At 68.4% G+C, this 14,810-nt stretch carries 12 protein-coding genes; 11 read left to right on the plus strand and 1 reads right to left on the minus strand.

Annotated elements, in window-relative coordinates:
* Positions 1–30 precede the first annotated feature (30 nt).
* Entirely contained in the window at positions 31–1,641 is a 1,611-nt protein-coding gene (gene atsA / locus HMPREF2581_RS06845) for an arylsulfatase AtsA (RefSeq protein WP_003137060.1), read from the plus strand.
* A 99-nt stretch (positions 1,642–1,740) separates the two neighbouring features.
* Here the strand turns inward: atsA and HMPREF2581_RS06850 are convergent, their stop codons facing one another.
* Positions 1,741–2,493 carry a 3-oxoacyl-ACP reductase family protein gene (locus HMPREF2581_RS06850; RefSeq protein ID WP_003083953.1) on the minus strand — a complete coding sequence of 251 codons (753 nt, stop codon included), beginning with the start codon at positions 2,491–2,493 and terminating at the stop codon, positions 1,741–1,743.
* 116 nt (positions 2,494–2,609) lie between these two features.
* On the opposite strand from HMPREF2581_RS06850, the gene HMPREF2581_RS06855 reads away from it, so the two are divergent.
* The 10 genes from HMPREF2581_RS06855 to siaA all read left to right on the plus strand — a co-directional run bounded on the left by HMPREF2581_RS06855 (position 2,610) and on the right by siaA (position 14,808).
* Entirely contained in the window at positions 2,610–3,545 is a 936-nt protein-coding gene (locus HMPREF2581_RS06855; protein WP_003137057.1) for a LysR family transcriptional regulator, read from the plus strand.
* Between the two features lie 343 nt (positions 3,546–3,888).
* Positions 3,889–4,908 carry a methyl-accepting chemotaxis protein gene (locus tag HMPREF2581_RS06860; RefSeq protein ID WP_369810458.1) on the plus strand — a complete coding sequence of 340 codons (1,020 nt, stop codon included), beginning with the start codon at positions 3,889–3,891 and terminating at the stop codon, positions 4,906–4,908.
* A gap of 197 nt (positions 4,909–5,105) precedes the next feature.
* Positions 5,106–5,471 carry a response regulator gene (locus HMPREF2581_RS06865; protein WP_003083943.1) on the plus strand — a complete coding sequence of 122 codons (366 nt, stop codon included), beginning with the start codon at positions 5,106–5,108 and terminating at the stop codon, positions 5,469–5,471.
* 27 nt (positions 5,472–5,498) lie between these two features.
* Positions 5,499–7,418 (plus strand): chemotaxis protein CheA, encoded by a 1,920-nt coding sequence (locus HMPREF2581_RS06870; RefSeq protein ID WP_003137053.1) that lies wholly within the window; start codon positions 5,499–5,501, stop codon positions 7,416–7,418.
* Complete coding sequence (locus tag HMPREF2581_RS06875; RefSeq protein WP_003083938.1) at positions 7,405–7,890, plus strand: chemotaxis protein CheW; 486 nt, start codon at positions 7,405–7,407, stop codon at positions 7,888–7,890. Before HMPREF2581_RS06870 ends, HMPREF2581_RS06875 begins: the two co-directional genes overlap by 14 nt.
* A 35-nt stretch (positions 7,891–7,925) precedes the next feature.
* Positions 7,926–9,965, plus strand: a complete 2,040-nt coding sequence (gene aer2, locus HMPREF2581_RS06880) for an aerotaxis transducer Aer2 (RefSeq protein WP_003137052.1) — start codon at positions 7,926–7,928, stop codon at positions 9,963–9,965.
* 69 nt (positions 9,966–10,034) lie between these two features.
* On the plus strand, positions 10,035–10,877 hold the full coding sequence (locus tag HMPREF2581_RS06885) for a CheR family methyltransferase (protein ID WP_003083930.1): 843 nt from the start codon (positions 10,035–10,037) through the stop codon (positions 10,875–10,877).
* Positions 10,878–10,882: 5 nt separating this feature from the next.
* Positions 10,883–11,485 carry a chemoreceptor glutamine deamidase CheD gene (gene cheD / locus HMPREF2581_RS06890; protein ID WP_003137051.1) on the plus strand — a complete coding sequence of 201 codons (603 nt, stop codon included), beginning with the start codon at positions 10,883–10,885 and terminating at the stop codon, positions 11,483–11,485.
* Between the two features lie 19 nt (positions 11,486–11,504).
* Positions 11,505–12,554, plus strand: coding sequence for a protein-glutamate methylesterase/protein-glutamine glutaminase (locus tag HMPREF2581_RS06895; RefSeq protein WP_003137050.1), 1,050 nt, complete (start codon positions 11,505–11,507; stop codon positions 12,552–12,554).
* A gap of 262 nt (positions 12,555–12,816) precedes the next feature.
* Positions 12,817–14,808 carry a biofilm regulation protein phosphatase SiaA gene (siaA, locus tag HMPREF2581_RS06900; protein ID WP_003083920.1) on the plus strand — a complete coding sequence of 664 codons (1,992 nt, stop codon included), beginning with the start codon at positions 12,817–12,819 and terminating at the stop codon, positions 14,806–14,808.
* The last annotated feature ends 2 nt before the right edge of the window (positions 14,809–14,810 follow it).

Here is a 14,810-nt window from a genome sequence, read left to right on the forward strand (position 1 = left end):
CCTCTCCTCCCATCCAGACGAGACCCGCGCATGAGCAAACGCCCCAACTTCCTGGTGATCGTCGCCGACGACCTGGGCTTCTCCGATATCGGCGCCTTCGGCGGCGAGATCGCCACGCCGAACCTCGACGCCCTGGCCATCGCCGGCCTGCGCCTGACCGACTTCCACACCGCCTCGACCTGCTCGCCGACCCGCTCGATGCTGCTCACCGGCACCGACCACCACATCGCCGGGATCGGCACCATGGCCGAGGCGCTGACCCCGGAACTGGCAGGCAAGCCGGGTTACGAAGGGCATCTCAACGAGCGCGTGGTGGCGCTGCCGGAGCTGCTCCGCGAGGCCGGCTACCAGACCCTCATGGCCGGCAAGTGGCACCTCGGTCTGAAGCCGGAACAGACGCCCCATGCACGCGGTTTCGAGCGTTCCTTCTCGCTGCTGCCGGGCGCCGCCAACCACTACGGCTTCGAGCCTCCCTACGACGAAAGCACTCCGCGCATCCTCAAGGGCACGCCGGCGCTCTACGTGGAAGACGAGCGCTACCTCGACACGCTGCCGGAGGGTTTCTATTCCTCCGATGCCTTCGGCGACAAGCTGCTGCACTACCTCAAGGAGCGCGACCAGAGCCGGCCGTTCTTCGCCTACCTGCCGTTCTCCGCGCCGCACTGGCCGCTACAGGCGCCGCAGGAGATCGTCGAGAAGTACCGCGGCCGCTATGACGCCGGCCCAGAGGCGCTGCGCCAGGAACGCCTGGCCCGGCTCAAGGAGCTGGGCCTGGTGGAGGCGGACGTCGAAGCCCATCCGGTGCTCGCCCTGAGCCGCGAGTGGGAAGCCCTGGACGACGAGGAACGGGCGAAGTCGGCGCGGGCGATGGAGGTCTACGCGGCGATGGTCGAGCGCATGGACTGGAACATCGGCAGGGTCGTGGACTACCTGCGTCGGCAGGGCGAGCTGGACAACACCTTCGTCCTGTTCATGTCCGACAACGGCGCCGAAGGCGCCCTGCTGGAGGCCTTTCCGAAATTCGGCCCGGATTTGCTGGGCTTTCTCGACCGGCACTACGACAACAGCCTGGAGAACATCGGCCGCGCCAATTCCTACGTCTGGTATGGCCCGCGCTGGGCCCAGGCGGCCACCGCGCCGTCGCGCCTGTACAAGGCGTTCACCACCCAGGGCGGCATTCGCGTGCCAGCGCTGGTGCGCTACCCGCGGCTAAGCCGGCAGGGCGCGATCAGCCATGCCTTCGCCACGGTGATGGACGTCACCCCGACCCTCCTCGACCTCGCCGGTGTCCGCCACCCAGGCAAGCGCTGGCGCGGCCGCGAGATCGCCGAACCGCGCGGCAGGTCGTGGCTGGGCTGGCTTTCCGGCGAGACCGAGGCGGCCCACGACGAGAACACCGTGACCGGCTGGGAGCTGTTCGGCATGCGTGCGATCCGCCAGGGCGACTGGAAGGCGGTGTACCTGCCGGCCCCGGTGGGCCCGGCCACCTGGCAGCTCTACGACCTGGCCCGCGACCCGGGCGAGATCCACGACCTCGCTGACAGCCAGCCGGGCAAGCTGGCGGAGCTGATCGAGCATTGGAAGCGCTACGTCAGCGAGACCGGTGTCGTAGAGGGGGCTTCGCCTTTCCTGGTGCGATAAGCGGAACCTCTCCCCTCGCCCTCTCCCTTCAGGAGGGAACGTCTGGCCATAAGGTCGGGGAGAGGGGCTACTTCGCCGGGCGGAACGAGGCGCCCCGGGTCAGGCCGAGAAACCGCCATCGATGGTCAGGCTGGCCCCGGTGATGTAGGCCGCTTCCGGCCCGGCCAGGTAGGCGACGAAGCTGGCGATTTCCTCGCTGCGGGCGTAGCGCGGCAGCGCCATCAGGCCCTTGAGGGTCTCGGCGAAGTCGCCGTCGTCCGGGTTCATGTCGGTATCCACCGGACCCGGCTGCACGTTGTTCACCGTGATCCCGCGCGGGCCGAGGTCGCGGGCCAGGCCCTTGGTCAGGCCGACCAGCGCCGACTTGCTCATCGCGTAGGTGGCGCCGCCGGCGAACGGCATGCGTTCGGCATTGGTGCTGCCGATGCTGATCACCCGCCCGCCGTCGCCCATGTGCTTGACCGCCGCCTGGGTGGCGACGAAGACGCTGCGCACGTTGATCGCCAGGGTCCGCTCGAAGTCGGCCAGCGGCAGCTCTTCCACCGAACCGAGGGCGAGGACAGCGGCGTTGTTGACCAGGATGTCGATGCGTCCGAAGCGAGCCGCCGCTTCGTCGACGGCGGCGACGAGCGCCGCCGCGTCGGCGCTATCGGCATGCAGGGCCAGGATGCTGGCTCCGGCGCCTTCGAGTTCGGCCGCCAGGGCCCGGGACTTGTCCGCCGAGCTGACGTAGGTGAAGGCGACGCTGGCGCCTTCGGCGGCCAGCCGGCGAACGATGGCGGCGCCGATGCCGCGGGAACCGCCTTGGACGAAGGCGACTTTGCCGGCGAGGGATGCAGAGGATACGGACATGGAAATCTCCATCGGAGTGGATAGACAGGCCCCGAGTTTCCGCCGTCCATTGCAGACCTGGTAGCGGGTAATCGCTATATTCAGCCGATACCAATGGTTTATGCGGGCCCTTTCCCATGGAAACCCTCAGCAATATCCAGTGCTTCGTCCGCAGCGCCGAGGCCGGCAGCTTCGCCGAGGCCGCCAGGCGCCTGGGCCTGACGCCGGCCGGGGTGGGCAAGAACGTCGCCCGCCTGGAAAGCAACCTCGGCGTGCGCCTGTTCCAGCGCAGCACCCGGCGCCTGACCCTGACCGAAGCCGGGGAGCGTTTCCTGCAAGAGGTCGGCGGCAGCCTGGAGGGCATCCAGACCGCTCTCGCCAACGTCTCCAGCGTCGGCAACCAACCCAGCGGCACGTTGAAGGTCAGCATGGGGCTGGCCTTCGGCCGCGACTACATCCTGCCGCTGCTCGGCGAGTTCCTCGAACGCTATCCCGACATCGTGCCCGACTGGCATTTCGACAATCGCCAGGTCGACCTCATCGGCGAAGGCTTCGACGCCGCCATCGGCGGCGGTTTCGAACTGCCTCCTCCCGGGGTGGTGGCGCGCAACCTGACGCCGGGCCACCTGATCCTCCTCGCCTCGCCCGCCTACCTCCGCGACAAGCCGCCGATCCGCCATCCAGGCGACCTGGGCGGCTTCGACGGGATCCGCATCCGCTCGCCGCAGACCGGCCGCGTGCGCTCCTGGCCGCTGCGCCGGCGCAACGGCGAGGAGGCGCCGATCGAGCTGCGCGAACGCATGACCATGAGCGACCCGGAAGCCACCTGCGAGGTCGCCGCCATGGGCCTGGGCATCACCCTGGTATGCATGCAGCACGCCTATGCCTACCTGGAGTCCGGCGCCCTGGTGCGGGTCCTGCCGGACTGGTACGTCGACGCCGGCAACACCAGCCTCTACTACGCGGCGAACAAGCTGCTACCGGCCAAGACCCGGGTCTTCGTCGACTTCGTCGTCGACTACTTCCGCCGCCAGGACCTGGCCCGGCGCTTCTCCGCCTTCCCAACCGGCTAGCGCCAGCCATCCGTCGCTTCGGCAACCGGGAAAAGGCCCTGGCACCGGCCTCGCCGGAAAAACGGCAGTTTGACATTACCGATTGGGACTCTAGTTTTAGAAAACGCCGCCGACGAGCTTGGAAGGTGTCTTCCGCACGGTCCCGGGACCACCTGGAAGCCCTGCTCCGATCCGGCACATGGAGTGCAGCATGCGCGAGTCCCTCGGTGTTTCGTTACCATCCCGGCCCCTGCTGCTGAAGCTGGGCCTGCTTTCCCTACCCTGGGCGTTGTGCGCCGGGCTGCATGCCGTCGGCCTCGGCGTCTGGCTGGCCCTGGCGCTCGGTTGGTTCGCCAGCCTGGCCATGCTCTTCCTCCTCCTGCGCGACCCTCGGCAAGCGGTAGCGAATGCCAGCCCGCAGGCGGATGCCGCTTCGCCGGCCTGGAGCGCGGCGCAACGGGCGCTCGCCGACGAAACCGCGCAACTGGACGGCCACGCCCGGCAGATCGATGAACTGCTGCATTCGGCGATCCGCCAGCTCAGCGACAGCTTCCACGGCCTCGCCGAACGCATCGATACCCAGCGCGGCCTGTCCCATTCACTGATCGAGCGCTACGACGGGCGCGGCCAGGTCGACGAAGGCATCAACTTCCAGGACTTCATCAGGACCACCCAGCAGACCCTCAGCCTGTTCGTCGAGGCTACCCTGGAAACCAGCCGGACCTCGCAGCAACTGGTGGAACGCATGGACCAGGTGCGCCTGAAGATCACCGAGATCCTGCAGTCGACCCAGGACATGGACGCCATCGCCAAGCAGACCAACCTGCTCGCCCTCAACGCCGCCATCGAGGCCGCCCGAGCCGGCGAGAGCGGCCGCGGCTTCGCCGTGGTCGCCGATGAGGTGCGCGCGCTGTCGACCCGCTCCACGGAGTTTTCCGCCGCCATCCGCAAGCACGTCGACGTGGTCCACCACGAGATCCAGGACGCCGAGAGCGCGATCTCGCAACTGGCCGACAAGGACATGTCCTTCGCCCTCGATTCCAAGCAGAAGATCCAGGGCATGCTCGATGACCTGGAGGCGATGAACCGGCACACCCTGAAGGTCATCCACGAACTGGACCGGCTCTCGCTGGAAGTCGGCCAGGGCGTCGATGCGGCGGTCACCGCCCTGCAATTCCAGGACATGGGCAGCCAGTTGCTCGGCCAGATGCGCAAGCACCATGCGCGTCTTGGCGCCTTCGCCCTCGGCCTCGGCGCGCTGGAGGCGCGGCCGCGCCAGGAATGGCCCGAACGGGTCGCACGGGAGGTCGAGGAACTGCGCCGGCCCTTGCCCAGCCCGGTGAGCCAGAACAGCGTCAACGTGGGCGAAGTGGAATTGTTCTGAGGGGTATCGATAGCCAATCCGTCTAACCGGATAACTATCCGACGAGAAACCGGCGCCAATAATTGAAATCCACCGGACATTGTCTTTACTGGAACTAGCAAAGGGCCATCAGAGCCCTCCGTCACAGCCACCTGGCACACACCACCTTCGCCGCCGAACTTGGCGCTGCGGTAGGGACACCGTGAGGACGCAAGACCATGGGCAAACCGATTCTGATCGTCGACGACTCGGCGTCTATCCGCCAGATGCTGAGCTTCACCCTGAAGTCCGCCGGCTACGAGGTAGACGAGGCCGCGGACGGCAAGGAAGGCCTCGGCAAGGCCCAGAGCAAGAGCTACAGCCTGGTGTTCACCGACCAGAACATGCCGAACATGGACGGCCTATCGCTGATCCGCAGCCTGCGTAACCTGGCCGGCTACCGCAGCGTGCCGATCCTCATGCTGACCACCGAATCGAGCGACGCGATGAAGCAGCAGGGACGCAGCGCCGGCGCCACCGGCTGGCTGGTGAAGCCGTTCGACCCGCCGAAACTGCTCGAAGTGACGCGCAAGGTCCTGCCCTGATTCCCGTTCCCCCGCGGGGGAGGTCCCATGCCCCAGGATATGAGCCAGTTTCTCCAGGTGTTCTTCGAGGAAACCGAGGAACACCTGGCCACCCTCGAACTCCTCCTGATCGGTCTCGACCTGGACCGGCCGGACAGCGAGACGCTGCACGGCATCTTCCGCGCCGCGCATTCGATCAAGGGTTCCAGCGGAATGTTCGGTTTCGACGACATCACCGCCGTCACCCACGAACTGGAGACCCTGCTCGACCGCATCCGCTGCGGCCAGATGCACCTGCGGCCGGACATGATCAGCTCCTTCCTCGAAGCCCGCGACGTGCTGCAGCGCCTGCTCGACGCCCATCGCAGCGGCCGTCCCGACCCCGGGGTGCCGTTGCTGGAGACGGTCGAGCGGCTGCGCGGCTGGCTGCGTGCGCCGGAGCAGGAAGCGGCGGAGGAAGGCTTCGGCCTGTTCGACGACGCGCCCGCCAGGGAAACCGCGGACGACGATGCCTTCGGCTTCTTCGACGAAGGCCCGGGCGCTCCGGAACGAGCGGCCGCGCCGGAAGCGTTCGGGCTCTTCGACGAGGCGCCCGGCGCACCGGCCGCGAGCGAAGCGTTCGGCCTCTTCGATGACGCGCCGGGCTCCCCGCCCACGGAGGAACGCGCCTTCGGCCTGTTCGACGGCGCCCCCGGCAGCCCCGCCGCGCCCAGCGCGCCCGCGCAAGCCGTCGCCGCGCCGGCCAGGGGCGCAGTCGCGCCGGTGCGTGGCGACGGCGAGTCCGGCTCGATCCGGGTCAGCGTGGAAAAGATCGACAGCCTGATCAACCTGGTCGGCGAACTGGTGATCACCCAGGCCATGCTCGGCCAGCTCGGCGAGCAGCTCGACCCGAGCCGCCACGAGCGCCTGCAGCACGCCCTGGCCCAGCTCGAACACAACACCCGCGACCTGCAGGAATCGGTGATGTCGATCCGCATGCTGCCGATCAACTTCATCTTCAGCCGCTTCCCCAGGCTGGTGCGCGACACCGCCACGCGCCTGGGCAAGCAGGTCGAGCTGCACCTGCACGGCGAGCACACCGAACTGGACAAGAGCGTGATCGAGAAACTCAGCGATCCGCTCACCCACATCGTCCGCAACAGCATCGACCACGGCATCGAAACGCCCGCCGAACGCCTCGCCGCCGGCAAGCCGGCGAGCGGCACGGTGAAGCTCGCCGCCAGCCACCAGGGCGGCAGCGTGGTGGTGGAGGTTTCCGACGACGGTCGCGGCCTGTCGCGTCCGCGCATCCTCGCCAAGGCCCGCGAGCGCAACCTGCCGGTGCATGACGGGATGAGCGACGCCGAGGTCTGGCAACTGGTGTTCATGCCCGGCTTCTCCACCGCCGAGACGGTCACCGAGCTGTCCGGACGCGGCGTCGGCATGGACGTGGTGAAGCGCAACATCGGTGCCATGGGCGGGCGCATCGACATCGACTCGGCGCCCGGCATGGGCACTCGCATCGGCATCCGCCTGCCGCTGACCCTGGCGATCCTCGACGGCCTGATCGTCGCCGTCGAAGCGGTCAACTACGTGATTCCGCTGACCTACATCGTCGAGTCGCTGCAAGCGCGCAGCGACGACGTGCGCGGCCTCGGCGGCGAAGACAACGCGATGATCCGCGTACGCGGCGAGTACCTGCCGCTGTTCAGCCTGCACGAGCTGTTGCGCATCGGCGGCGAAGCGCCGGCGCCGGAGCAGGGCATCGTGGTGATCCTCGAGTCCGAGGGGCGCAGCTTCGCCCTGCAGGTGGACGAACTGGTCGGCCAGCAGCAGGTGGTGATCAAGAGCCTGGAACAGAATTTCCGCCGCGTGGAGGGTATCGCCGGCGCCACCATCATGGGCGACGGCAGCGTCGCCCTGATTCTCGACGTCGATGCGCTGCCACGCCTGGCGGCGCGGGAGGACACCGCCGATGAACGGCACTGAGGCAAGCCAGGCGAACGGCCCGGCGCAGGAATACCTGACCTTCACCCTGGGCCGCGAGGAGTACGCCATCGACATCCTCCGCGTGCAGGAGATCCGCGGCTACGACCAGGTCACCGCGATCGCCAACGCGCCGCCCTTCATCAAGGGCGTGATCAACCTGCGCGGGGCGATCGTGCCGATCGTCGACCTGCGCATCAAGTTCCACCTCGCCGAGGTCACCTACGACCCGTTCACCGTGGTGATCATCCTCAACATCGGCCGGCGCATCGTCGGCGTGGTGGTGGACTCGGTATCCGACGTGATCGCCCTGGGCGGCGACGCGATCAGGCCGCCGCCGGAGTTCGGCGCCAGCTTCGACACCGAATACCTGCTCGGCCTGGCCACCGCGGGCGAGCGCATGTTGATCCTGGTGGACATCGAGAGACTGATGACCAGCCGCGAAATGGCGCTGGTCGACGAAGCCGCGGCCTGAGCGGCGCCAACGAGGGATAGGCAGGGGATATCGAAATGGGTCTGTTCAATGCACATGCGGTGGCGCAGCAACGCGCCGACCGGATCGCCACGCTCCTCCAGTCGTTCGCCGACGGCCAGCTCGACACCGCCGTCGGCGAGGCCCCGGCGCCCGGCTACGAGCGTCTTTACGACAGCCTGCGGGCGCTACAGCGGCAACTGCGCGAACAACGCGCCGAACTCCAGCAGGTGGAAAGCCTGGAGGCGGGGCTGGCGGAGATGAGCCGCCAGCACGAAGCCGGCTGGATCGACCAGACGATTCCCGCCGAACGCCTAGAAGGCCGCGCGGCGCGCATCGCCAAGGGCGTCAACGAACTGGTGGCCGCGCACATCGCGGTGAAGATGAAGGTGGTCAGCGTGGTCACCGCCTACGGCCAGGGCAACTTCGAGCCGCTGATGGACCGCCTGCCGGGCAAGAAGGCGCAGATCACCGAAGCCATCGACGGCGTTCGCGAGCGCCTGCGCGGGGCCGCCGAGGCGACCTCGGCGCAACTGGCCACGGCGGCCTACAACGCGCGGATCAAGAGCGCGCTGGACAACGTCTCGGCCAACGTGATGATCGCCGACAACGACCTCAACATCATCTACATGAACCGCACCGTCAGCGAGATGCTCGGCCGCGCCGAAGCGGATATCCGCAAGCAACTGCCGAACTTCGACGCCGGCCGCCTGTTGGGCGCCAACATCGACGTGTTCCACAAGAACCCGGCGCACCAGCGGCACCTGCTGGCCAACCTCACCGGCGTGCACAAGGCCGAGCTCAACCTCGGCGGCCGGCGCTTCTCCCTCGACGTGGTGCCAGTGTTCAACGACGCCAACGAACGCCTCGGCTCCGCCGTGCAATGGACCGACCGCACCGAGGAACACCGCGCCGAGCAGGAAGTCTCGCAACTGGTGCAGGCGGCGGCCGCCGGCGACTTCAGCAAGCGCGTCGAGGAGGCCGGCAAGGAAGGCTTCTTCCTCAGGCTGGCGAAGGACCTGAACAGCCTGGTGGATACCGCCGACCGCGGCTTGCGCGACGTCTCGCGGATGCTCGGGGCGCTGGCCCAGGGCGACCTCACCCAGCGCATCGAGGCCGACTACCAGGGCACCTTCGGCCAGCTCAAGGACTTCTCCAACGAGACCGCGCTGAGCCTGTCGCGGATGCTCGGGCAGATTCGCGAGGCCGCCGACACCATCAACACCGCCGCCAGCGAGATCGCCAGCGGCAACGCCGAACTGTCGGCGCGCACCGAGCAGCAGGCGTCGAGCCTGGAGGAAACCGCCTCGAGCATGGAAGAACTGACCAGCACGGTGAAGCTCAACGCCGAGAATGCCCGCCAGGCCAACTCGCTGGCGGCCAATGCCTCGGAAGTGGCGACCCAGGGCGGCACCGTGGTGCAGAAGGTGGTCAGCACCATGTCCTCGATCAACGAGTCGGCGCGCAAGATCGCCGACATCATCGGGGTGATCGACGGCATCGCCTTCCAGACCAACATCCTCGCCCTCAACGCCGCGGTCGAGGCAGCCCGCGCCGGCGAGCAGGGCCGCGGCTTCGCGGTGGTCGCCGGGGAAGTGCGCACCCTCGCCCAGCGTTCCGCCGCCGCGGCCAAGGAGATCAAGACGCTGATCTCCGACTCGGTGGACAAGGTGGAGAACGGCAACACCCTGGTGGCCCAGGCCGGACAGACCATGAGCGACATCGTGGTAGCGATCCGCCGGGTCACCGACATCATGTCGGAGATCGCCGCCGCCTCCGCCGAGCAGAGCACCGGCATCGAAGAGGTGAACAGCGCGGTCTCGCAGATGGACGACATGACCCAGCAGAACGCCGCGCTGGTGGAGGAAGCCGCGGCCGCCGCCGAGGCCATGCAGGAGCAGGCGGGCCTGCTCAACCAGTCGGTGGCGGTGTTCAGGCTGGACACTCCGCCGAGCGTGGTCCAGCTCGCCAGCGCGCGGCCGTCCGCGCCACGCCCCAGCGCGCCGGCGCCGCTGGCCCGCAGCGGCATGGCGCGGGCCAGCAAGGCGCGCAAGGAAGACGGCTGGGAAGAGTTCTGAGACCACGCCGCGCCTCCGCCAGGCGGAGGGCGGCAAGCCCTTAGGGTCGACCAGGGAAACCCGACGCCAATGCCCACCTCCACGCCTTCGCCGGTGTTCGGCAACCAGGAGTTCCACTACACCCGCGAGGACTTCCAGCAAGTACGCGAGCGGCTCTACCGGCTGACCGGCATCAGCCTGGCCGAGAGCAAGGCGCAACTGGTCTATAGCCGCCTCTCGCGGCGCCTGCGCCTGCTGCGGCTCGGCAGCTTCGCCGAATATTTCACCCACCTCGACCGCGAGCCGGGCGAGCAGCAGTTGTTCGTCAACGCGCTGACCACCAACCTCACCGCATTCTTCCGCGAACGCCACCACTTCCCCCTGCTCGCCGACCTCGCCCGCCGCCAGTTGCAGCGGCATCGCCCGCTGCGCATCTGGTCGGCGGCGGCGAGCACCGGCGAGGAACCCTATTCGATCGCCATCACCCTGGTGGAGGCGCTGGGCAGCTTCGATCCGCCGGTGAAGATCGTCGCCTCGGACATCGACACCGGGGTGCTCGACTGCGCCCGCCTGGGCGTCTATCCGCTGGAGCGCCTGGAGCAGATGCCGGCGCCGCTGAAGAAACGCTTCTTCCTCCGTGGCACCGGGCCCAACGCCGGCAAGGCGCGGGTGGTGGAGGAACTGCGGCAACTGGTGGAGTTCCGCCAGATCAACCTGCTGGAAGCGGACTGGTCGATCGCCGGAGAACTCGACGCGATCTTCTGCCGCAACGTGATGATCTACTTCGACAAGCCGACCCAGACCCGCCTGCTGGAACGCATGGTGGCCCTGCTGCGGCCGGAGGGCCTGTTCTTCGCCGGGCATTCGGAGAACTTCGTCCACGCCAGCCACCTGGTGCGGCCCGTCGGCCAGACCGTCTACAGCCCGGCCTGATCGCGATGAATCTCCAGGCCCGGGAAGGCGCGCCGCTGAACCGCTACTACGATCCGTACTTCGCCTGCGATGCGGTGAAGCTGTTGCCCGGCGAGTACTTCGCCAGCGGCGAAGACCTGGTGATCGTCACCGTGCTCGGCTCCTGCGTCTCGGTGTGCCTGCGCGACCCGCTCAACGGCATCGCCGGGATGAACCACTTCATGCTCCCCGAGCGCGGCCTCGGCGGCGACCCGGCCTCGCCGTCGGCGCGCTACGGCAGCCACGCCATGGAACTGCTGATCAACCGCATGCTGGCCCTCGGCGCCAACCGCGAGCGCCTGCAGGCCAAGGTCTTCGGCGGCGGCTCGGTACTGCGCCAGATCAGCGCCGCCATCGGCCAGCGCAACGTCGAGTTCACCCTCGACTACCTGGCCACCGAGCGTATCCCGCTGCTCGCCAGCGACGTGCTGGAGGCCTTCCCGCGCAAGATCTACTTCTTCCCGCGCAATGGCCGGGTCCTGGTGAAGTCCCTGGTGGAGCTGAAGAACGACACCGTGCTGCAGCGTGAACGCGACTACCGCCGCCGTATCGATCGCAACGCGGACGGCGGCCCCATCGACCTGTTCTGACTCTCCGGGAGAGCCCGCCATGCCCATCAGTGTCCTGGTCGTCGACGATTCCGCCCTGATCCGCAGCCTGCTCAAGGAGATCATCCAGGCCGACCCGGAGCTGCGCCTGGTCGGCTGTGCGCCGGACGCCTTCGTCGCCCGCGACCTGATCAAGCAGTACGCGCCGGACGTGATCAGCCTCGACGTGGAAATGCCGCGGATGGACGGCCTGACCTTCCTCGACAAGCTGATGAAGGCGCGGCCGACCCCGGTGCTGATGATCTCCTCGCTCACCGAGCGCGGCTCCGAAGCCACCCTGCGCGCGCTGGAACTGGGCGCGGTGGACTTCATCGCCAAGCCCCGGCTGGGCATCGCCGAAGGCATGCAGGCCTATGCCGAGGAAATCCGCGCCAAGCTCAAGACCGTCGCCCGCGCCCGCCTGCGCCGCCGTGCGGCGGACGCGCCGGCGCCGCCGGAAAGCGCAGCGCCGCTGCTCAGCACCGAGAAGATCATCGCCCTCGGCGCCTCCACCGGCGGCACCGAGGCGCTCAAGGAAGTGCTGCTCGGCCTGCCGGCGCACAGTCCCGGGGTGGTCATCACCCAGCACATGCCTCCCGGCTTCACCCGCAGCTTCGCCGAGCGCCTGGATCGCCTGACCCGGCTCAGCGTCAGCGAAGCGCGCGACGGCGACCGCATACTGCCCGGCCACGCCCTGGTCGCGCCGGGCGACCACCACATGGAGGTGCAGCGCTCCGGCGCCAACTACGTGGTGCGTTTGAACCGCCAGGCGCAGGTCAACGGCCACCGCCCGGCAGTGGACGTGATGTTCGAGTCGCTGGCTCGCTGCGCCGGGCGCAACCTGCTCGCCGGCCTGCTCACCGGCATGGGCAAGGACGGCGCGCGCGGGCTCCTGGCGATCCGCCAGGCCGGCGGCTACACCCTGGCCCAGGACGAGGCTACCTGCGTGGTCTACGGCATGCCCCGCGAAGCGGTGGAACTGGGCGCCGCGGAAGACGTGCTGCCGCTCGAACGGATCGCCGCCGCGCTGCTCCAGCAAGCCGCCCGGCGCGGCAGCGGCAACCGCCTCTGAGCGGGATCCTGGCCGGCCCGCTGCGCTTTTTCGCCGCCCCCCGCAACCTCCCCCGCCGAGACCCCGCCGACGACAGGCCCGAACCACGGGCCTTTGCCTGCTCGCCATCATTGTGACGTCAAATTAATGGCGAAATAAAACCAAATTACGTTGCCTGAAATAATGCACATCTGCACAATTGGCCCTTTCGCCAAAAGTTCGACACACGCTTTCGATCCATGATTTCGGCCGCGGGCCGGGCGAGAAACTGATAGGGATAGCCATGGCGGCGAACTGGGGGTTGCGCGGCAAATCGGTGGTGGCGCTGTTGCTGGCCTGTGCCCTGGCACTGGTCCCGGCGGTGCTGCTGGGCTGGCGCGCGATGGACGACATCCGTACGCACTTCGGCCTGGCCTACGCGAAGAACTTCACCCTGCTGCACCGGCAGAAGATCCTCGCCCCGGTCTCCCGCGAACTGGCGTTGTCGCGCCGTTTCGCCGAATCGGTGGTGACCCGCGACTGGCTGCTGAAGGAAGACGACCCGGCGCGCCGCGCGCTGTTCTTCCGCGAGGCCGAGGGCTACCGCGGCGACTTCCGCGACCACGCCTACTTCATCATCGCCAGCGGCTCCCAGCACTACTACTTCAACGACGGCAGCCAACCCTACAGCGAACGGCCGCGCTACACCCTGGAGGCCGGCGACCCGGAAGACGCCTGGTACTTCAATACCCTGCGCAACAGCGCCGCCTACAACATCAACGTCAATGTCGACAGCAAGTTGAACCTGACCAAGGTCTGGTTCAACCTGGTGATCCGCGACCAGGGCCGGCCCATCGGCCTGGCCGGCAGCGGCCTGGACCTGAGCGGCTTCCTCGACGACTTCATCATCGCCCGCGAGCCGGGCGTGACGCCGATGATCGTCGGCGACGACGGCGCCATCCAGGCCCACCCGGACCGCCGCCTGATCGCCTACAGCTCCGCCGCCGGCGGCGCCAGCGAACGCCACCGGGTGTTCGACCTGCTCGACCAGCCGGAACAGCGCGACGCCCTGCGCGAGGCCATGCGCCTGGCCCGCGCCAAGGCCGGCTCGGTGCACTGCCTGTGGGCCGGCCTCGACGGCCGCCAGCAACTCTTCGCCGTGGCCTACATTCCCCAACTGCGCTGGTACGTGCTCACCGCCGTCGACCTGCACGCCGCCCAGGTCCTCGACAACCGCTGGCTTTGGCCGCTGGCGGGCACGTTCCTGCTGTTGCTGGTGGCCCTGCTGCTGGGCTTCGCCTATGCCGTCGAGCGCCTGCTGTTGCGCCCCCTGCGCAGCCTCAAGCGCTCGGCCAAGGCGATCGCCGCCGGGCGCTACGACACGCCGCTGCCGCTGGCGCGCCAGGACGAGATCGGCTCGCTGTCGAAGGCCTTCGCCAGCATGGCCGACCAAGTCCGCCGGCACACCGCCGAGCTGGAAGACAAGGTCCAGGAGCGCACCCAGGCGCTGGAGGAAGCCAACCGCGAGATGGCCGCCGCGCAGAAGAAGATCGGCGACAGCCTCGACTACGCCAGCCTGATCCAGCGCGCGATCCTCCCCGACCGCCAGCTCAGCGCCACCCTCGGCGAGCATCACTTCATCCTGTGGAAACCGCGCGACGTGGTCGGCGGCGACTTCTACGTGTACCGCGAGCAGGCCGACGGCTACCTGATCGGCGTGGTCGACTGCGCCGGTCACGGCGTGCCCGGCGCGCTGATGACCATGCTCGCCCGCGCCGCCATCGACCACGCCATCGAGGCGGTGGGCAGCCGCGACCCGGCGGCGATCCTCGGCGAGACCGACCAGGCGATGCGCAGCATGCTCAGCCAGGAGCAGATCCCCCAGGCGCTGGCCACCAACATGGATGCCGGGCTGGTCTGGGTCGACCGCCGGCGCCGCCAGCTGGCCTTCGCCGGGGCGAAGATCTCGCTGTACGCCAGCGACGGCGAGGAGGTCCAGGAACTCAAGGGCGCGCGCCGGGCGATCGGCGACAAGCGCCGTGGCGACTACCGCAACATCGAGGTACCGCTGGCGCCGGGCTGGACCTTCTACCTGAGCACCGACGGTTTCCTCGACCAGGCCGGCGGCGAACACGGCTTCGGCTTCGGCAGCCGGCGCTTCGCCGACATGCTCCGCGACCACGCGCGGCAGCCGCTCCCCGAGCAGGCCGAGGCCTTCGTGGCGACGCTCGCCGAGTACCAGGGCGAGCACCCGCAACGCGACGACATCACCATCCTGTCCTTCCGATTCGACTAGGG

Origin of the sequence: Pseudomonas sp. HMSC057H01, from assembly GCF_001836405.1 — a bacterium.
Taxonomy (GTDB): domain Bacteria; phylum Pseudomonadota; class Gammaproteobacteria; order Pseudomonadales; family Pseudomonadaceae; genus Pseudomonas; species Pseudomonas aeruginosa.

What these genes read in the sequence shown, in the direction of transcription:
- HMPREF2581_RS06875 (WP_003083938.1), top strand. Translation starts at nt 7,405, where the DNA reads ATGAACGGCACTGAGGCAAGCCAGGCGAACGGCCCGGCGCAGGAATAC.
- aer2 (WP_003137052.1), top strand. Translation starts at nt 7,926, where the DNA reads ATGGGTCTGTTCAATGCACATGCGGTGGCGCAGCAACGCGCCGACCGG.
- siaA (WP_003083920.1), top strand. Translation starts at nt 12,817, where the DNA reads ATGGCGGCGAACTGGGGGTTGCGCGGCAAATCGGTGGTGGCGCTGTTG.
- HMPREF2581_RS06895 (WP_003137050.1), top strand. Translation starts at nt 11,505, where the DNA reads ATGCCCATCAGTGTCCTGGTCGTCGACGATTCCGCCCTGATCCGCAGC.
- HMPREF2581_RS06850 (WP_003083953.1), bottom strand. Translation starts at nt 2,493, where the DNA reads ATGTCCGTATCCTCTGCATCCCTCGCCGGCAAAGTCGCCTTCGTCCAA.
- HMPREF2581_RS06885 (WP_003083930.1), top strand. Translation starts at nt 10,035, where the DNA reads ATGCCCACCTCCACGCCTTCGCCGGTGTTCGGCAACCAGGAGTTCCAC.
- atsA (WP_003137060.1), top strand. Translation starts at nt 31, where the DNA reads ATGAGCAAACGCCCCAACTTCCTGGTGATCGTCGCCGACGACCTGGGC.
- cheD (WP_003137051.1), top strand. Translation starts at nt 10,883, where the DNA reads ATGAATCTCCAGGCCCGGGAAGGCGCGCCGCTGAACCGCTACTACGAT.
- HMPREF2581_RS06865 (WP_003083943.1), top strand. Translation starts at nt 5,106, where the DNA reads ATGGGCAAACCGATTCTGATCGTCGACGACTCGGCGTCTATCCGCCAG.
- HMPREF2581_RS06860 (WP_369810458.1), top strand. Translation starts at nt 3,889, where the DNA reads ATGCTCTTCCTCCTCCTGCGCGACCCTCGGCAAGCGGTAGCGAATGCC.
- HMPREF2581_RS06855 (WP_003137057.1), top strand. Translation starts at nt 2,610, where the DNA reads ATGGAAACCCTCAGCAATATCCAGTGCTTCGTCCGCAGCGCCGAGGCC.
- HMPREF2581_RS06870 (WP_003137053.1), top strand. Translation starts at nt 5,499, where the DNA reads ATGCCCCAGGATATGAGCCAGTTTCTCCAGGTGTTCTTCGAGGAAACC.